General features: G+C 54.5%; 28 protein-coding genes. 23 read left to right on the top strand and 5 right to left on the bottom strand.

All coding sequences use genetic code 11. The features are described from left to right. The first annotated feature begins 1 nt into the window (after nucleotide 1). From rplP to trhP, 23 genes are all read left to right on the top strand, one after another. Nucleotides 2-415, top strand: coding sequence for a 50S ribosomal protein L16 (rplP, locus tag L1X57_RS04715; RefSeq protein ID WP_007112000.1), 414 nt, complete (start codon nucleotides 2-4; stop codon nucleotides 413-415). Further along, nucleotides 415-606, top strand: coding sequence for a 50S ribosomal protein L29 (gene rpmC, locus L1X57_RS04710; protein WP_009723898.1), 192 nt, complete (start codon nucleotides 415-417; stop codon nucleotides 604-606). Before rplP ends, rpmC begins: the two co-directional genes overlap by 1 nt. Before the next feature lies 1 nt (nucleotide 607). After that, nucleotides 608-868, top strand: a complete 261-nt coding sequence (gene rpsQ, locus L1X57_RS04705; protein WP_009723897.1) for a 30S ribosomal protein S17 — start codon at nucleotides 608-610, stop codon at nucleotides 866-868. 50 nt (nucleotides 869-918) lie between these two features. Then, complete coding sequence (gene rplN / locus L1X57_RS04700; protein ID WP_009723896.1) at nucleotides 919-1,290, top strand: 50S ribosomal protein L14; 372 nt, start codon at nucleotides 919-921, stop codon at nucleotides 1,288-1,290. 14 nt (nucleotides 1,291-1,304) lie between these two features. Next, nucleotides 1,305-1,619, top strand: a complete 315-nt coding sequence (gene rplX, locus L1X57_RS04695; RefSeq protein WP_009723895.1) for a 50S ribosomal protein L24 — start codon at nucleotides 1,305-1,307, stop codon at nucleotides 1,617-1,619. An 18-nt stretch (nucleotides 1,620-1,637) separates the two neighbouring features. Then, nucleotides 1,638-2,177, top strand: coding sequence for a 50S ribosomal protein L5 (rplE, locus tag L1X57_RS04690; RefSeq protein WP_009723894.1), 540 nt, complete (start codon nucleotides 1,638-1,640; stop codon nucleotides 2,175-2,177). A 10-nt stretch (nucleotides 2,178-2,187) separates the two neighbouring features. Then, nucleotides 2,188-2,493 carry a 30S ribosomal protein S14 gene (gene rpsN / locus L1X57_RS04685; protein WP_009723893.1) on the top strand — a complete coding sequence of 102 codons (306 nt, stop codon included), beginning with the start codon at nucleotides 2,188-2,190 and terminating at the stop codon, nucleotides 2,491-2,493. Nucleotides 2,494-2,525: 32 nt separating this feature from the next. Further along, a complete protein-coding gene (gene rpsH, locus L1X57_RS04680) occupies nucleotides 2,526-2,918 on the top strand; it encodes a 30S ribosomal protein S8 (RefSeq protein ID WP_009723892.1) in 393 nt (130 codons plus the stop codon). A 9-nt stretch (nucleotides 2,919-2,927) separates the two neighbouring features. After that, entirely contained in the window at nucleotides 2,928-3,458 is a 531-nt protein-coding gene (gene rplF / locus L1X57_RS04675; protein ID WP_009723891.1) for a 50S ribosomal protein L6, read from the top strand. Between the two features lie 9 nt (nucleotides 3,459-3,467). Next, the gene (gene rplR, locus L1X57_RS04670) at nucleotides 3,468-3,818 is read left to right on the top strand and encodes a 50S ribosomal protein L18 (protein ID WP_009723890.1); all 351 of its coding nucleotides are present in this window, start codon (nucleotides 3,468-3,470) and stop codon (nucleotides 3,816-3,818) included. 11 nt (nucleotides 3,819-3,829) lie between these two features. Next, entirely contained in the window at nucleotides 3,830-4,330 is a 501-nt protein-coding gene (gene rpsE / locus L1X57_RS04665; RefSeq protein WP_009723889.1) for a 30S ribosomal protein S5, read from the top strand. 6 nt (nucleotides 4,331-4,336) lie between these two features. After that, nucleotides 4,337-4,519, top strand: a complete 183-nt coding sequence (rpmD, locus tag L1X57_RS04660; protein WP_009723888.1) for a 50S ribosomal protein L30 — start codon at nucleotides 4,337-4,339, stop codon at nucleotides 4,517-4,519. Between the two features lie 3 nt (nucleotides 4,520-4,522). Then, a complete protein-coding gene (rplO, locus tag L1X57_RS04655; protein ID WP_009723887.1) occupies nucleotides 4,523-4,957 on the top strand; it encodes a 50S ribosomal protein L15 in 435 nt (144 codons plus the stop codon). Beyond that, complete coding sequence (gene secY, locus L1X57_RS04650) at nucleotides 4,958-6,289, top strand: preprotein translocase subunit SecY (protein WP_009723886.1); 1,332 nt, start codon at nucleotides 4,958-4,960, stop codon at nucleotides 6,287-6,289. Nucleotides 6,290-6,317: 28 nt separating this feature from the next. After that, nucleotides 6,318-6,431: a 50S ribosomal protein L36 gene (gene rpmJ, locus L1X57_RS04645; protein WP_009099023.1), complete on the top strand. Its 114-nt coding sequence runs from the start codon at nucleotides 6,318-6,320 to the stop codon at nucleotides 6,429-6,431. Nucleotides 6,432-6,554: 123 nt separating this feature from the next. After that, complete coding sequence (gene rpsM, locus L1X57_RS04640) at nucleotides 6,555-6,911, top strand: 30S ribosomal protein S13 (RefSeq protein ID WP_009723884.1); 357 nt, start codon at nucleotides 6,555-6,557, stop codon at nucleotides 6,909-6,911. A 39-nt stretch (nucleotides 6,912-6,950) separates the two neighbouring features. Then, nucleotides 6,951-7,337, top strand: coding sequence for a 30S ribosomal protein S11 (gene rpsK / locus L1X57_RS04635; protein ID WP_009723883.1), 387 nt, complete (start codon nucleotides 6,951-6,953; stop codon nucleotides 7,335-7,337). Between the two features lie 12 nt (nucleotides 7,338-7,349). Next, nucleotides 7,350-7,970 carry a 30S ribosomal protein S4 gene (gene rpsD, locus L1X57_RS04630; RefSeq protein ID WP_009723882.1) on the top strand — a complete coding sequence of 207 codons (621 nt, stop codon included), beginning with the start codon at nucleotides 7,350-7,352 and terminating at the stop codon, nucleotides 7,968-7,970. Between the two features lie 125 nt (nucleotides 7,971-8,095). Further along, the gene (locus L1X57_RS04625; RefSeq protein ID WP_009723881.1) at nucleotides 8,096-9,091 is read left to right on the top strand and encodes a DNA-directed RNA polymerase subunit alpha; all 996 of its coding nucleotides are present in this window, start codon (nucleotides 8,096-8,098) and stop codon (nucleotides 9,089-9,091) included. Between the two features lie 39 nt (nucleotides 9,092-9,130). After that, entirely contained in the window at nucleotides 9,131-9,517 is a 387-nt protein-coding gene (gene rplQ, locus L1X57_RS04620) for a 50S ribosomal protein L17 (protein ID WP_009723880.1), read from the top strand. Nucleotides 9,518-9,720: 203 nt separating this feature from the next. Next, nucleotides 9,721-11,121, top strand: a complete 1,401-nt coding sequence (locus L1X57_RS04615) for a serine hydrolase (protein ID WP_234667953.1) — start codon at nucleotides 9,721-9,723, stop codon at nucleotides 11,119-11,121. A gap of 103 nt (nucleotides 11,122-11,224) precedes the next feature. After that, a complete protein-coding gene (locus L1X57_RS04610) occupies nucleotides 11,225-12,100 on the top strand; it encodes a DMT family transporter (RefSeq protein ID WP_039869309.1) in 876 nt (291 codons plus the stop codon). A gap of 171 nt (nucleotides 12,101-12,271) precedes the next feature. Next, entirely contained in the window at nucleotides 12,272-13,642 is a 1,371-nt protein-coding gene (trhP, locus tag L1X57_RS04605) for a prephenate-dependent tRNA uridine(34) hydroxylase TrhP (RefSeq protein WP_009723877.1), read from the top strand. On the opposite strand, the gene L1X57_RS04600 is transcribed toward trhP, so the two are convergent. From L1X57_RS04600 to thiM, 5 genes are all read right to left on the bottom strand, one after another. Beyond that, nucleotides 13,635-14,372, bottom strand: coding sequence for a DODA-type extradiol aromatic ring-opening family dioxygenase (locus L1X57_RS04600; protein ID WP_009723876.1), 738 nt, complete (start codon nucleotides 14,370-14,372; stop codon nucleotides 13,635-13,637). The genes trhP and L1X57_RS04600 overlap by 8 nt on opposite strands. A 71-nt stretch (nucleotides 14,373-14,443) precedes the next feature. After that, the gene (locus L1X57_RS04595; protein ID WP_009723875.1) at nucleotides 14,444-14,851 is read right to left on the bottom strand and encodes a DoxX family protein; all 408 of its coding nucleotides are present in this window, start codon (nucleotides 14,849-14,851) and stop codon (nucleotides 14,444-14,446) included. Between the two features lie 91 nt (nucleotides 14,852-14,942). After that, the gene (locus L1X57_RS04590) at nucleotides 14,943-15,863 is read right to left on the bottom strand and encodes a LysR family transcriptional regulator (protein ID WP_009723874.1); all 921 of its coding nucleotides are present in this window, start codon (nucleotides 15,861-15,863) and stop codon (nucleotides 14,943-14,945) included. After that, on the bottom strand, nucleotides 15,860-16,474 hold the full coding sequence (gene thiE, locus L1X57_RS04585; protein WP_009723873.1) for a thiamine phosphate synthase: 615 nt from the start codon (nucleotides 16,472-16,474) through the stop codon (nucleotides 15,860-15,862). The genes L1X57_RS04590 and thiE overlap by 4 nt, the downstream gene beginning before the upstream one ends. Further along, nucleotides 16,464-17,273, bottom strand: coding sequence for a hydroxyethylthiazole kinase (gene thiM, locus L1X57_RS04580; protein WP_009723872.1), 810 nt, complete (start codon nucleotides 17,271-17,273; stop codon nucleotides 16,464-16,466). The genes thiE and thiM overlap by 11 nt, the downstream gene beginning before the upstream one ends. Between the last annotated feature and the right edge of the window lie 10 nt (nucleotides 17,274-17,283).

Raw genomic sequence — 17,283 nt, 5'->3', positions numbered from 1 at the left:
GATGTTACAGCCCAAGCGTATGAAATTCCGTAAGATGATGAAAGGCCGCAACCGTGGCCTGGCGCATCGCGGAAGCAAGATCAGCTTCGGGGAGTACGGTCTCAAAGCAACTGGTCGTGGCCGCATCACTGCGCGCCAGATCGAAGCAGGCCGTCGTGCGATCACACGTCACGTTAAACGTGGCGGTAAAATTTGGATCCGCGTCTTCCCTGATAAGCCGATCTCCAAGAAGCCGCTCGAAGTTCGTATGGGTAAAGGTAAAGGTTCCGTTGAGTACTGGGTAGCCCAGATCCAACCGGGTCGGGTCCTGTACGAAATTGAAGGTGTATCCGAAGAGCTGGCCCGTGAAGCATTTGAATTGGCCGCACAGAAGATGCCCTTGTCCACCACCTTTGCGAAACGGACGGTGATGTGATGAAAGCCCAGGAAATTCGTGAAAAGTCCGTAGGAGAGCTGCAAGAGCAACTCCTCGAGCTACTCCGCGAGCAGTTTAACCTGCGCATGCAGAAGGCCACTGGCCAACTGAGCCAGACTCATCTGCTCAAGCAGGTCCGCCGGGATATCGCCCGTGTGAAGACTATGCTCAACGAGAAGGCAGGTGAATAAGATGGCCGAAGAGAAAAAAACACGTACGCTCACCGGCAAGGTGGTGAGCGATAAGATGGATAAATCCATCGTCGTAATGATCGAGCGTCGTGAGCGTCACCCGATCTACGGAAAATACGTCAAGCGCTCCACCAAGCTGCACGCCCATGATGAGGCGAACCAGGCTAAGGCAGGCGATACGGTTTCCATTCAGGAGTGCCGTCCGCTTTCCAAGAAGAAAGCTTGGACGCTGGTCGAGGTGGTTGAGCAGGCTAAGGGTTAATACCTAAAGTCTGCCGATCAGTGCAGTCAGATTAGGTTTGGAGAAAACCGATGATTCAGACTCAGACAATGCTGGATGTCGCCGACAACAGCGGAGCGCGCCGGGTGCAATGCATCAAGGTGTTAGGCGGTTCACACCGTCGCTACGCTCGCGTTGGTGACGTCATTAAGGTAACGGTGAAGGAAGCGATTCCGCGCGGTAAGGTCAAAAAAGGCCAAGTGCTGAAAGCGGTAGTCGTTCGCACCCGTAGTGGCGTCCGTCGTAGTGACGGTTCGCTGATCCGTTTCGATGGAAATGCGGCAGTTTTGTTGAATAACACCAACGAACAGCCGATCGGCACGCGTATCTTCGGGCCGGTAACTCGTGAACTTCGTAATGAGAAGTTCATGAAGATCATTTCCCTAGCGCCTGAAGTGCTGTAAGGAGCGAGGCGGATATGCAAAAGATCAAACGTGACGATGAAGTCATCGTCATCGCCGGGAAGGATAAAGGCAAGCGTGGCACCGTTAAGCGGGTACTAGAAAACCGCTTCGTGGTGTCCGGTGTGAACATGATTAAACGTCACACCAAGCCAAATCCCATGGCGGGAAATCAGGGCGGTATCGTCGAGCGTGAGGCTCCGATTCACGCGTCCAACGTAGCCATCTTCAATTCGGAGACCGGTAAGGCGGATCGCGTCGGCTTCCAAGTTAAGGAAGACGGTACCAAGGTACGTATCTACAAGTCGACGCAGACGCAGATCGACGCCTAACGCGAGTCGGGTAGCAAAATGGCGAACTTGAAAGAACGTTATCAAAACGAGGTCGTGGCACAGCTCAAAGAGCAGTTCAGCTACGCCAACGTAATGCAGGTACCCCGGATCACGAAAGTGACTCTGAACATGGGTATCGGCGAAGCGGTCAGCGATAAAAAGTTGATCGACAATGCCATCGGCGACTTGGAGAAACTCTCCGGTCAAAAACCGTTGGTGACCAAGGCACGCAAGTCCATCGCGGGCTTCAAGGTGCGCGAAGGTTGGCCTATCGGTGTCAAAGTTACACTGCGCTCAGCGCGTATGTGGGACTTCCTGGACCGCTTGGTGAACATTGCGATTCCCCGCGTGCGTGACTTCCGTGGTCTCAATCCGAAGTCTTTTGACGGTCGCGGCAATTACTCAATGGGTGTGCGTGAGCAGATCATCTTCCCAGAGATCGAGTATGATAAGATCGATCGTATCCGGGGGCTGGACGTCACTATCACTACTACCGCCAACACCGACGAGGAAGGTCGTGCGCTATTAGCGGCACTGAACTTCCCGTTTAAGAAATAAGGGTTGGATCATGGCTAAGAAAAGTATGATAGAGCGCGAGCTCAAGCGTACTCAGCTAGTCGAGAAGTATGCGGCTAAGCGCGCAGAGCTCAAGAAAATCATCTCGGACGTGAACGCTTCTGAAGAAGAACGTTTCGAGGCGACGCTGAAGCTGCAGCAACTGCCGCGCGACTCAAGCCCGGTGCGTCAGCGTAACCGCTGCCGCGTGACTGGCCGTCCGCACGGTTTTTACAACAAGTTCGGCCTTGGCCGTAACAAGCTGCGTGAAGCCGCCATGCGTGGCGACGTCCCTGGTCTGAAGAAGTCCAGTTGGTAACGTCACGTCGAATCATCAGGAGCGCACATTAAATGAGCATGCAAGACACTCTAGCGGATATGTTTACCCGTATCCGCAATGCGCAGATGGCCACCAAGGAGACGGCTACCATGCCGTCCTCCAAGCTGAAAGTGGAAGTGGCCCGCGTGTTAAAGGAAGAAGGCTACATTACCGACTTTACGGTGGCTGAAGGCGTTAAACCCGAGCTGACCGTTACTCTCAAGTACTTTGAGGGTAAGCCGGTTATTGAGCACATTCAGCGGGTTTCCAAGCCGTCTCTGCGCCAGTATAAGGGCAAGGACAACCTGCCTAAGGTCGCCGATGGTCTGGGTATCGCGATTGTCACCACCTCTAATGGTGTCATGACCGATCGTGCCGCGCGCCAAGCAGGCGTCGGTGGCGAAGTCATCTGCACCGTATTCTAGGAGGCTGGAATGTCCCGCATAGCGAAATATCCGGTTAAAGTGCCTGCTGGTGTCGAGATTAAAATCGACGCTGGCCAGCTGACCGCCAAAGGCGGCCAGGGCACGCTATCTATGACCATTCACCAGGATGTGGTGATTGGACAAGAAGATGGCCAGCTGACCTTCGCCCCGAGTGAGTCTGCCAAGAGCTGGGCAATGGCCGGTACTACCCGCGCCTTGGTTCAGAACCTGGTAACGGGCGTATCCGAGGGTTTCACAAAAACTCTCGAAATTGTAGGCGTCGGTTATCGTGCCCAAGCTAAGGGCCAGACGCTCAATCTTTCACTGGGCTTCTCGCACCCGGTCGACTATGAACTGCCTAAGGGTGTCTCAGCGGAAACGCCGAAGAACACCGTGATCGTGCTGAAAAGCGCGGACAAGCAGATGCTCGGCCAGTGCGCCGCGGAAATCCGCGCCTTCCGTCCCCCTGAGCCGTATAAAGGCAAGGGTGTTCGGTACGCCGACGAGCAGGTGCGTCGCAAAGAAGCCAAGAAGAAGTAAGGCAGGGTTATGAACGCGAAGAAAGAATCTCGTCTCCGTCGTGCCCGCCGCGCTCGCGCAAAGATCCGCGAGCTGGGCGTGTATCGCCTGTGCGTCAATCGTACCCCGCGTCACATCTATGCGCAGATTATCTCGCCGGATGGTGGCAAAGTGCTAGCCAGTGCTTCTACGCTGGACAAAGCACTGCGCGAGGGTGCGACAGGCAACGCAGAAGCAGCCTCTAAGGTTGGTGCTCTGATTGCTGAACGCGCTAAAGAAGCAGGCATCACCCAGGTGGCCTTCGATCGTGCTGGCTTTAAGTATCACGGTCGCGTTAAGGCTCTGGCCGACGCCGCTCGTGAAGGCGGCCTGGAATTCTAAAGGGTTTTACGATGGCGAAGAACGAACAGCAAAGCGGTGATCTGCAAGAGAAGTTAGTGCAGGTCAACCGCGTCGCCAAGGTGGTCAAAGGTGGTCGTATTTTCGGCTTCACCGCGCTGACCGTCGTTGGTGATGGTAAAGGTCGTGTCGGTTTTGGTCGTGGCAAGGCGCGTGAAGTGCCGGTTGCGATTCAGAAAGCGATGGATCAAGCTCGTCGCAACATGGTCAAGGTTAACCTTGCAGGCCATACGCTTCAGTACCCGATAAAAGCCCGTCACGGTGCTTCTAAGGTGTACATGCAGCCGGCCTCTGAAGGTACCGGTATCATCGCTGGCGGTGCCATGCGCTCTGTACTAGAGCTCGCTGGTGTCCATGATGTACTGGCCAAGTGCTACGGTTCCACCAACCCGGTTAACGTGGTACGAGCGACTGTTAAAGGTCTCTCCTCCATGCAAGCACCGGAAGACATTGCCGCTAAGCGCGGTCTGTCTGTCGAAGCGATCACGGGGTAAGGCACCATGGCAGCAACGATCAAGGTTACCCAGATCCGCAGCACCATCGGCGTTTTGCCCAAGCACAAGGCTACTATGAAGGGCCTGGGTCTGCGTCGCATCGGTCATACGGTTGAGCTGGAAGACACCCCTGCCGTACGCGGCATGATCCACAAGGTTAATTACCTTGTGCGCGTTGAGGGAGAGTAATCCATGAAACTCAATACCCTGAGCCCTGCACCGGGCTCCAAACACGCTGAAAAGCGCGTTGGACGTGGTATCGGTTCCGGTCTTGGTAAGACCGGCGGCCGTGGCCACAAAGGTCAGAAATCTCGCAGTGGCGGCAGCGTCAAGCCTGGTTTCGAAGGCGGTCAGATGCCACTACAGCGTCGTTTGCCGAAGTTTGGCTTTACGTCTGCTAAGTCGCTGGTATCTGAAGAAGTACGTCTGGCTGAACTTGCTAAGGTTACCGGTGACGAAGTCACTATGGAAACCCTGAAGCAAGCCAACGTGCTAAAGGATGCGACGCTTCACGCGAAGATCATCCTTTCTGGCGAACTGAACAAGGCGGTTACCGTTCGTGGTATCAAGGTCACCAAAGGTGCCCGTGAAGCGATCGAAGCCGCCGGCGGCAAGGTAGAGGACTAAATGGCCAAGTCAGGAAATATGCCGGCGATGGGCAGCGGTCTGAGTGAACTGTGGGCGCGTTTGCGCTTCGTGCTCCTCGCCATCGTGGTGTACCGTATTGGTGCCCACATTCCCGTTCCCGGTATCAATCCTGACCAGCTTGCTGCCTTGTTTAGGGAGCAACAGGGTACCATCCTAGGCATGTTCAACATGTTCTCGGGTGGCGCCCTGGAGCGCATGAGCGTCCTCGCCCTGGGCATAATGCCCTATATCTCGGCGTCGATTATCATGCAGCTTATGACTGCGGTCTCCCCTCATCTTGAACAGCTCAAGAAAGAGGGCGAGGCTGGCCGCCGCAAGATTAGCCAGTACACCCGCTACGGCACGGTGCTACTGGCTTTTGTCCAGGCTACCGGTATGTCCGTCGGTCTGGCTAGCCAAGGTATCGCATACAGCGCTGACTTTAGCTTCTTTTTCACCGCCGTGATTACGTTTGTATCAGGTGCGGTGTTTATGATGTGGCTAGGTGAGCAGATCACCGAGAAGGGTATCGGCAACGGTATTTCGCTGCTGATTTTCGCGGGGATCGTCGCTGGGCTGCCCAGTGCCGTTGGGCAAGCGTTCGAGCTTGCTCGTAATGAAGGTGCCTGGAATGTTCTTCCGCTGTTAGCGCTGTCAGTGCTAGGTATTGCTACCGTTGCGTTTGTGGTGTTCATTGAGCGCGGCCAACGCCGCTTGAAAGTGAACTACCCCAGGCGACAGGTCGGCAATAAGATGTATGCAGGCCAAAGCAGCTACCTACCTTTGAAAGTGAATATGGCTGGTGTTATTCCAGCGATCTTCGCCTCCAGTATTTTGCTCTTCCCGGCCTCTATTGGTCAGTGGGTAGGTGCTGGCGAAGGAATGGAGTGGTTACAGCGTGCATCACAAGCGTTAGGCCCTGGCCAACCGCTTTACATCTTGCTTTTCGCGGCGGCAGTGGTATTCTTCTGCTTCTTTTACACAGCGCTGGTCTTCAACCCCAAGGATGTGGCTGACAATCTTAAAAAGTCAGGCGCCTTCCTGCCGGGCATTCGCCCCGGCGAGCAGACCGCTCGCTATATCGATAAAGTAATGACTCGTCTTACTTTGTTCGGTGCCTTGTATATCACTGCGGTTTCCTTGATGCCCCAGTTCCTGATTGTTGCGTGGAACGTGCCGTTTTTCTTCGGTGGTACCTCGCTTCTGATCGTGGTGGTGGTCATCATGGACTTCATGGCCCAGGTGCAGTCGCATCTCATGTCGCATCAATATGACTCGGTGATGAAGAAGTCCAACCTGAAAGGCTACGGTAGCGGCGGCATCATGCGCTGAGGCGCGCCGTTGCGATTTGGAGAGAACGATGAAAGTTCGAGCTTCCGTAAAGAAGATGTGCCGTAACTGTAAGATCATTCGTCGCAATGGCGCTGTCCGCGTCATTTGCATCGAACCACGGCACAAGCAGCGCCAGGGTTAATTCCTGGGTTGTTTTTAAGCGGGTGCCGGCATACCCCTTGCCATAAGGCTTATAAAGGGGTATGCTGTTGCGCCTTTTGTAGATGAATAAACGAGCAAGCCGCTCAAATTTCGGAGTAAGCTGATGGCCCGTATTGCAGGCGTCAATATCCCGGACAACAAGCATGCGGCGATCTCGCTGACCTATATCTTCGGGATTGGCCGTACCCGCGCTCAGCACGTTTGTGCTGCTGCCGGTATCGCGCCTACTACCAAGATCCAGGATCTATCTAGCGATGAGCTGGATACCCTGCGTTCTGAAGTTGGTAAGTACACCGTAGAAGGCGACCTTCGTCGTGATGTTACGCTTAACATTAAGCGTCTCATGGACTTAGGCTGCTACCGTGGTCTGCGTCATCGTCGTAGTCTTCCGCTGCGTGGTCAGCGGACTAAGACTAACGCGCGTACCCGTAAGGGCCCGCGTAAGCCGATCCGCAAATAACACGCACGTTCTGGCGTAAAGACAGGAATAGACATCAACATGGCTAACCCGCGTAGTAACCGTAAAAAGGTTAAAAAGCAGGTAGTGGACGCCGTAGCGCATATCCACGCCTCTTTTAACAACACGATCGTGACGATCACAGACCGCCAGGGCAATGCTCTTTCTTGGGCAACAGCCGGTGGTTCGGGTTTTCGTGGTTCTCGTAAGAGCACCCCGTTCGCTGCTCAAGTGGCAAGCGAACGTGCAGCAACTGCTGCAGCCGAGTATGGTGTGAAAAACGTAGACGTGCTGGTCAAAGGCCCCGGTCCCGGCCGTGAATCCGCCGTGCGCGCTCTCAATGCCGCCGGCTTCCGCGTGCAAAGCATCACTGACGCGACGCCCATTCCCCATAATGGCTGCCGTCCGCCTAAGAAACGCCGCGTTTAAGGAGACAGATTCATGGCTCGTTATATTGGACCGAAGTGCAAACTGTCTCGTCGTGAAGGCACCGACCTCTTTTTAAAGAGCGGTGTTACTCCCTTCGAGAAAAAGTGTAAATCCGAGCAAATCCCGGGTGTACACGGCCAGCGTCGTCAGCGTCTTTCCGACTACGGCTTGCAGCTTCGCGAGAAGCAAAAAGTACGCCGTATGTATGGCGTACTCGAAAAGCAGTTCCGCAACTACTACAAAGAAGCCGCTCGCCTGAAAGGCGCGACTGGTGAGGTATTGTTGCAGTTGCTTGAATCCCGACTGGATAACGTCGTCTACCGCATGGGCTTTGGCTCGACTCGCTCTGAAGCGCGTCAGCTGGTCAGCCACAAGGCGATTTCCGTGAACGGCCGCACCGTTAACGTTGCTTCCTACCAAGTGAAGCCCGGTGACGTTGTTTCTGTTCGCGAAAAGGCGAAGAACCAAGCGCGTATTCAACACTCGTTGACCATTGCGGCCAACCGTGGCGACATCGCTTGGATCGAAATCGACGCCAAGAAGATGGAAGGCACTTTCAAGGCTCTGCCTGAACGCGGTGACCTGACTGCCGACATCAACGAAAACCTGATCGTCGAGCTGTACTCCAAGTAAGCAGTTTGATTTACATTTCTGCTTCTTGAGACCTGGGCGGGGTAGCAAAGCTAACCGCCCAGATGCTCTTGAGTATTGTTCTCTAGAGTACTCAGTATCCGTTTGGCAGCCTGAAAGGTGTTCATATGCAGCGTTCAGTGACAGAGTTTCTTCGCCCTCGCGACATCAAGGTCGAAGAAATCAGCGCACATCATGCCAAAATCGTTCTCGAACCGTTCGAGCGCGGATTTGGCCACACCCTGGGGAATGCACTTCGTCGCATTCTGCTTTCGTCCATGCCCGGCGCTGCCGTGGTAGAGGCTGAAATTGCCGGTGTAGAGCACGAATACAGTGCACTCGAAGGGGTGCAGGAAGATGTCATCGAAATCCTCCTGAACTTGAAAGATGTTGCGATCAAGATGCACAGCCGCGATGAGGCGGTGCTCTCGCTGAACAAGCAGGGCCCAGCTGTCGTCACCGCTGGCGACATTGCGCTTGATCATAGCGTCGAAATCGTCAACCCGGATCACGTCATTGCTCATGTCAATGAAGGTGCCGAGCTGAAAATTCAGCTTAAGGTAGCGCTGGGTCGTGGTTACGAACCGGCTGACGCTCGTGGCTCAGATGAAGAGACACGTGCTATTGGCCGCCTGCAGCTGGATGCCACCTTCAGCCCTGTTCGCCGTGTTTCCTACTCGGTTGAGGCCGCTCGTGTTGAGCAGCGCACCGACCTCGATAAGTTAATTATCGATCTGGAAACCGACGGTACACTGGATCCGGAAGAGGCTATCCGTCGCAGTGCGACCATTCTGCAAGAGCAGCTGGCCGCCTTCGTCGACCTGGAAGCTGATAAAGAACAGGAAGTCGAAGAGGAAGAGGATCTTGTTGATCCTATCCTATTGCGCCCCGTAGACGATCTTGAGTTGACAGTTCGCAGCGCTAACTGCCTAAAAGCCGAGAATATTTACTACATTGGTGATCTTATTCAGCGCACTGAAGTTGAGCTGCTGAAGACACCGAATCTTGGTAAAAAGTCTTTGAATGAAATCAAAGACGTATTGGCAGCGCGTGGCTTGTCCCTCGGCATGCGGTTGGAAAATTGGCCACCCGCTAGCCTGAAGGACGACAAGGCCTCCGCGTGAGTGTCGACTTGAGTCCCAGTTTGGTAAGGAATTACAACCATGCGTCATCGTAAGAGTGGTCGTCATCTGAATCGTACCAGCTCGCATCGTCAGGCCATGTTTAAGAACATGTCTGTCTCGCTGGTCGAACATGAAGTCATTAAGACAACCCTGCCTAAGGCCAAGGAACTGCGTCGCGTTATCGAGCCGCTGATTACCCTAGCCAAGCAGGATAGCGTTGCAAACCGCCGTTTGGCATTTGCCCGCACGCGCTCCAAAGAAGCCGTCGGCAAACTGTTCAACGAGCTAGGTCCGCGTTATGCCGAGCGTCCGGGTGGTTACATCCGTATTCTCAAGTGCGGTTACCGCACAGGCGACAACGCGCCCATGGCGTTCGTTGAGCTAGTTGACCGTCCGGTTGTTGAAGAAGCAGCTGCAGAAGAGTAAGTTTCTGTACTGTTGCTCAACAAAAATGAAAGCCGACCCCTTAGGGTCGGTTTTTTTTGGTCTATTCATAGTATTTTCAGTCTATATATACTGCTTTATTAATTCACTTGCTGGATTACCGTGCTAGTCTTAGATTTCTTAATACGGTATGTAGGTTAATTTTTGGTAGTGTGATACCACCGCAAAACAAGAAAGGGGCATGTATGGCAACAAGGGGAATGTGCGCAACGATAGTTGTGCGTTGGTGGCTTCCGCTGTCTTTAATGGTATTGCTGCTGGGTGCAATATCGAGTGCTCATGCAAATCCGCGTTATGCAGGCATTGTTGTGGATTTGGAAAATGGAGAGGTGCTGTACGCCGAAAATGCCGATGAGCGTCGCTACCCCGCATCGTTAACCAAGATGATGACGCTTTACCTTACGTTTGAAGCATTGGAAAATGGCCGGCTTAGCCTTAACCAGCCACTTCCTGTGTCTGCTCAAGCTGCGGCTATGCCTGCTGTAAAACTATGGCTCTCTGCGGGCAGTACTATTCCTGTTGATTCCGCTATTCGTGCATTGGCAGTGCGCTCTGCTAATGATGTTGCCGTCGTGGTTGCTGAAGCTTTAGGTGGCAGTGAGCAACGTTTTGCACAGCTAATGACCGCTAAGGCTCGCGAGCTAGGGATGAATGCCACCACATTCCGTAATGCTTCTGGTTTGCCTGATAACCAGCAGATTACGACGGCACGGGATATGGTGACGCTCTCTGTGAGAGTGATGCAGGACTTCCCCCAGTACTACCATTACTTTGGGCTACAAGAATTCACCTATCGCGGTACGCGGCACACCAGCCATAACCGTTTAGTGAAAAACTACCCCGGTGCGGATGGTCTTAAAACAGGTTTTATTCGCGCATCTGGTTTCAATGTGGCGACAACGGCTGTTCATGGCGATCGTCGTTTGGTAGGGATTGTAATGGGCGGCTTCAGTGGGGCGTCTCGTGATACTCATATGGCGAATCTGTTGGATCGCAGCTTTGCTCGTGCGGCACTGCGTGACCAGCAGACATGGCTGGCGAATACTAATTTTTCTAGCGAGTTTATGGCTTTTTCTGGCACGCCTAGCCAACGTCCCGTGCCGGCACCGTCAGCCTCTAATCGTCCTGTCATGGCGAGTAACGCAGCGGCCGCAAACAATGTAATGGCGACAACGCTTTCTCCTTCATCTGCTGCTGCGCCAGCTGTTGAAATTGAAGATCGTCTTGCGCGCTCCATGGAGGCATCCTCAGAGGCTCCCGTCGCAAACGCTCCAGACCCGCTGAATGCTTTTCTTGAGCGTGAGCGTCAGTTGGCGGCTACGCCCCGGGGAGCTGTTTCTGCAGGCAGCTGGGGGATACAGGTAGGCGCTTTTAGCCAAGCGGCACGAGCTGAGCAGTTGGCACGTCAGGCAGCCCAGCGACTCCCCCATGAAGTAGGCGGTCGGGTTGCTATTGATACGTTAGGTGGACAAACGCCGGTGTTCCGAGCCCGTGTTGTAGCCCTGGACGAAGCTCGCGCCAGGCGCGCTTGTAGGACGCTCCAGGCGCAGGGGATGGAATGCATGGTGGTCAACGCAAGTTTGTAAATCCACGTTAGACCCACGACCCCGCCAGTGACACATTGGCGGGGTTTTTTATTAGTTGTTTAATCCCGGCTGATAAAGTGTCCGGAGGGCAAAGGAGAGCGTCGTGACTACGTCGTTAAAAGGTATCCTCTGTATGTGCTTAGGGGTTCTGTTCTTAGCGCTTGGTGACGCGGTATCGAAGTGGCTGGGTGAAGTACACTCGCCACTGCAGATTATTTTTTTTCGTACGCTGGTGTCATTGCCGCTAATTGCGCTGTTGGCGCATTTTGCGGGAGGATTGCGCAAGTTGCGTACCAAGCGCCCCCGTGTACACCTTTTAAGGGGGCTGATTTATACCGCCACGATGGTGTGTTTTGTCTGGGGGCTTACCCTACTGCCGCTTGCAGAAGCCACGGCTATCGCTTTTGTGGCGCCTTTGTTTGTGACGCTGCTGTCGGTGCCGTTGCTCGGTGAGCGGATCGATCCACCCGTATTAATCGCGTCGCTAGTTGGCTTTGCCGGCGTGCTGATTGTGGTTCGCCCCGGTGGAGATGCATTCCAGCTTGGCACGCTAACGCTTTTAGGAGCGGCCTTTTTTTATGCCCTGATGATGATTACCGCGCGGCGCTATGGTGCTCGGGAGCACCTATGGGCAATGGTGTTCTATATGACGTTAGTGCCATTTGTTGTCACTACTCTGAGTTTGCCCTGGGTTTGGCAAACTCCAGAGCCTTGGCACTGGCTTGGTTTTTTGGCCGCGGGTGTTTTAGGTATTGGAGCGACCGCGTTTATTACCCTGGCATTCCGCTTTGCCCCTGCCGCAATTGCCGCACCGTTTGATTACACGGCGATGCTCTGGGCGGTGCTGCTCGGCTGGTGGTTCTGGGGAGAGCTGCCCGATTTGTGGGTATGGGTGGGCAGTGTGCTGATTATGGGTAGCGGATTAGCGATTGCCTACCATGACCGCCGCACGACGCTAAAACCCCGCCCAACGGCATAAAACACCGCTGTTATTAATCGTCGTAAGTGTCAAAAGAGGCTTGTGACCATTACTTTTTGATCTGGATCAGCAAAGTAGATAGCTGAGCAAGACAGGCTGTGTGAGCTGGTTATAATCCGGCACTTTCAACACTGCGCACTTGCGCCATCGTCCTGATAACGGTGACTGTCTATGCAAGCTCCCGAATTACTCTCGCCTGCGGGTACCTTTAAAAATATGCGTTACGCGTTTGCCTATGGGGCAGACGCGGTTTACGCGGGTCAGCCTCGCTATTCACTTCGAGTGCGTAACAACGATTTTAAAATCGATAATTTGCACCGTGGTATTGAGTACGCTCATGCGCGAGGTAAGAAGTTCTATGTTGCTTCCAACATTGCCCCGCACAACAGCAAGTTGAAAACCTATCTTCGGGATATGGAACCGGTGATTGAGGCCGGGCCTGATGCGCTGATTATGTCAGACCCCGGTTTGATTATGATGATTCGTGATCGATGGCCAGATCAAGAGATCCATCTGTCGGTGCAGTCCAATGTAGTGAATTGGGCCGCCGCGCAGTTCTGGCAGCGCCAGGGCATCAGCCGTATCATTTTGTCTCGAGAGCTATCCCTTGATGAGATTGGCGAAATACGTGCCGAGTGCCCCAGTTTAGAGATCGAAACCTTCGTTCATGGTGCGCTATGTATTGCCTACTCTGGGCGCTGCTTGTTATCGGGCTATTTCAACCACCGCGACCCCAACCAAGGCACCTGCACCAATGCATGCCGTTGGAAATACAACACCATAGCAGCTACCCAGGATGATACGGGCGACCTGATGCCAGCTCAGCATGGCGGTAGAATGGTGGGGGCTGATCAGAGCGAACTTTCGGCGCTGATTGAAGACGTCACTCGCCCCGGCAAGCTGATGCCTGTGTATGAAGATGAACACGGCACCTACATTATGAACTCCAAGGATTTGCGTGCAGTACAGCACGTGGCTCGCCTGACAAAAATGGGGGTAGCATCGCTCAAGATCGAAGGGCGGACAAAATCCCATTACTACGTCGCACGGACCACGCAGGTTTACCGCCGCGCAATCGATGACGCCGTTGCAGGCCGCCCCTTTAATATGGGGTTAATGGACGAGCTAGAGAACTTAGCGAACAGAGGGTATACCGAAGGCTTCTATCGCCGTCATGTGCACGATGAGTTTCAAAGTTATGAGCAGGGTAGCTCCATCGGTGTGCACCAACAGTTTGTCGGTGAAGTGCTGGGCTACGACCCCATTCGTGGCTGGTTGGACATTGAGGTTAAAAATCGCTTTGAAGTGGGCGATAGCATGGAGCTCATGCTGCCAAGTGGCAATCACCGCTTTGTGCTTGAACGCATGGAAAACGTGCGCGGCGAAGCCCAACACGCTGCACCTGGCTCGGGGCATCGGGTACGCCTCCCCGTGCCAGGTGTCAGCATTAGCCCTGAGCAGATTGAGTTTGCGCTTTTAATGCGTGATCTTAGCTCTGCCCGAAAAGCCCAACCTGTATCTTTAGGTATTGCTGTTAGCTAAACGCGTAAACATCCATCGCCAGCACGCCATGCTCTACGCTGTGGTGTAGCTGAGTCGCAGCGCCACCTGACCCCATGGCCACCAGCAAGGGTTGGAAGTGTTCAGGGGTCGGGTGGTTTTCAAGCGCTTTTGGAGCGTGCTCCCAACTGAGTAGCGCTTGGCGATCATTGACTTCAATATGTTCGCTAACCCAATGGGAAAACTCATGTACCCATGCGGGGGCGAGGCTGCCCTGGGGCAGGATTTCATATAAATTATGGGTCAGGCTGCCCGAGCCAATGATCAGAACTCCTTCTTCTCGCAGGGTGGATAGGCGCTCGCCTAGCGTCACTAGTGCGTCATTTCCCCAGCGCACAGGTAGCGACAGGGAAACGACCGGCACATTCGCTTCTGGAAACATCAATGAAAGCGGCACCCAGACGCCGTGATCAAAGCCTCGCTCTACGCATTCGGCTCCCAGCATCATCGCAATTCGTTTAGCCAGTTCTGGGTCGCCAGGAGCCGGATACTGGCACTCGAAGAGGGCTTGTGGGAACCCGCCAAAATCATGAATTGTCTCTGGGTGTGCGCTAGTGCTGACATTAAGCGTAAGGCTCTCCCAGTGGGCTGATACGACGACCACCGCGCGAGGGGAAAGGCGCTTCCCCAGTTCGCGTAAAAAGGTGTGGGCTGGCGTTGTATTCAGCGCCAGCATGGGTGAGCCATGGGAAATAAACAGACTGGGTAGCATCTTAGTACCTCCGTTAGCCTATAGGGGGCTAATGATGCCCGCACAAGCCGAAGCCAATGCGGGCGGAGCGGTTAAGCGAATTTGCGGCTGACAACAGCGCTACCGCCGCCCAGGCCTGCCTGTACCAGAAGGGCAATCGTCCAAAAAATAGGGAATTCCCAGCCGCCGCCAGCGTTAGAGAACAGCCAGCCATTACCCAGGTGGACCGAAGCAGCGCCTAGCAGCACCGGCACGAGGGCAAGACTCACCCAGCGAGTATAGATGCCCAGTAAAAGCGCTAAGCCTCCGCCTATTTCGGCAGTAATGGTTAAGTACGCCAGAACGCCCGGTAATCCCAAGGACTCAAAATAGCCGACGGTGCCTGGCAGGGTGAAGACAAATACCTTAAGCAAGCCGTGAGCTAAGGCCATCACGCCCAAGCTGATGCGCAGCAAGGCGGTGGCGTGGAGGGTGAGTGGTGTAGTGTTAGCCGTGGTCATAGTCATCTCTCTTAGTTGCGGGCATCACGCTGGATGCGATAACGCTACTTTACGGATGAAAGACACTGAGATAATCCACTATTACTGCACTTCACTGTTGCGGAATAGGCGACAATCCGAGCTCGATTTCCCATACCGGTGGATCCCCCCACGCCGCTGCCAATAGCTCAATAAAGCGCTCTACCTTGGCAGGTAAGTAGCGGCGGGCCGGGTAGAGGGCATTAATTTCCAGCAAAGCAGGCGGTAAATTCTGCAAAATGGGTACTAGACGCCCACTAACAAGGCTATCGGTGACTAAAAAGCTGGGCTGCTGTGCTATCCCTAAGCCTGCTTCCGCCGCATGCGTCAGCATATCGCCGTTATTGCTTTCTAGTGGCCCAGAAACACTAAGGAGTTGATGGCCAATCCGCCAGTCACCATTGTTTTGGCCGCTTCGGTAGCGCAGGCAGCGGTGAGAGGACAGCTCTTCAATATCCATAGGCGTGCCATGCTGAGCGAGGTAGTCAGGCGAGGCGCAGAACAGCATCTGACACCGGGTGAGTCGTCGCGCCACCAGGCTAGAATCTGGCAAGTTGCCAATGCGAATGGCGACGTCGTAGCCCTCTTCCAGCAAATCAACGCGGCGATCATTGAGATCCAAACGCACCTCAAGCTCTGGGTGCGTTTGCATAAACTGCGCAACCAGTGGCGAAAGATAACGTGTGCCGAAGCTCATCGGGCCGTTGATGCGTAGCCGCCCGCTCACCGTACTGGTGCCACTGCCTATTTCTGCCGCTGCCTCGTCTAAAGCGAGCAAAATGCTTTGCGCACGAACGAGATAGCGTTCGCCTGCTTCAGTGAGGTGCAGCCGCCGAGTAGTGCGCTGAATAAGCCGAGCCCCTAATGCCTCTTCAAGCGCCATCACTTGGCGAGACACCCGTGTGCGGGAAAGGTCTAGCGCCTCGGCCGCGCGGGTATAACTACCCAGCTCCGCGACTTTCACAAACGCAGCGATATGATCGAGCTGGTTCATTGCGCGAGGAAAGCCTGTGCTGCCAGGCGCGGGTCTGGCTGGCCGCAGATGGCAGAAATAACCGCGATACCGTTAGCCCCAGCGGCTTTCACCTTGGCAATGTGTTCAGCCTTTAGTCCGCCGATCGCGACGCTGGGAAGTTGGCAAGCATTGGCAAGCTGTGCCAACCCGTCAAAACCAATTGGCTGGGCATGGTCTTGCTTGCTGACGGTGGCAAACACGGGCCCTAAACCGACGTAATCAAGCAGCTCGATGGGGGCGCCCTGGAGTTGGGCTAGAGTGTTAATCGAAAGCCCGATAATGGCGTGTTGGCCAAGCGTGTTTCGAGCTTCTTGAACGGCCATGTCGCTTTGGCCAACATGTAAGCCATCGGCCTGACTGGCTACTGCCACGTTCAGACGATCGTTAATCATCAGCGGCACGCCACTACCTGCCAGCATCGCTTTGAGACGTTTTGCCTGGACGATCATTTGCTCGTCGCTAGCGTATTTATCACGTAGCTGCACCATGGTAACGCCGCCTTGCACAGCGGCTTCAACCGTTTTTTCAAGGCCAATGTCGGCACACAGCCCAGCATCGGTGACTAAATAGAGGGAGAGATCAAACGGCATGTACCGCCTCCAATTGAGCAAGGGTAGAGAGGTCGTCGGGCGTCAACTGATACAATGCGTCCAATAGCGCCACCTGGAAACTACCAGGGCCTTGAGCCTGCTCTCCTGCAAGGCTTCCAGCGATGCTAAAACACGCCAAGGCAGCTAGGCTGGCCTCCAGCGGCTGCTCGCGGTTTGCGGCTACAAAGCTTGCCACCAGTGCACTCAGGCCACAGCCCAAGGTCGTCACGCGGGGCATTAGCGGGTGCCCGCCTTTAAGCTGATAATGGTTAGTGCCGTCAGTGATGAAATCGGTCTCGCCAGTTACCGCCACCACGCAGCGATGTTGCTGGGCTAGTGCAATCGCTGTCGTTGTGGCTTCTTGGGTGCTAGCAGTCGCATCAACTCCGCGACCTTGGCTGGTCAATCCGTTGAGTGTTTGAATTTCTGAGGCGTTGCCACGAATAACGCAGGGTTGATAGGCCAGCAATGTCTCGCAAAGGCGCTGGCGAAATGCCGTGGCGCCAACAGCGACTGGATCAAGCACCCATGGAATATGGTTTTCCTGGGCAGTGCGCGCGGCAATGACCATGGCGTCAGCCCAAGGGGAAGAGAGGGTGCCAATATTGATAGAAAGCGCGCCAGAAATAGCTGTGAACTCCGCTACTTCTTCCTGAGCATGCAGCATAGCGGGGGACGCACCTGTCGCCAAGAGCAGGTTAGCGGTGCTATTCATCGCCACATAGTTAGTAATGCAATGTACCAACGGTGTGGTAGCGCGTAGAGCGCTGAGGTAATCGCCGAGCGGGCGTGAAGGCATAATGTCCTCC

This window comes from Halomonas sp. TD01 (assembly GCF_923868895.1).
Taxonomy (GTDB): Bacteria; Pseudomonadota; Gammaproteobacteria; order Pseudomonadales; family Halomonadaceae; genus Vreelandella.
The sequence above is the reverse complement of the archived record's forward strand: the minus strand, read 5'-3'. Positions and strand labels throughout refer to the sequence as shown.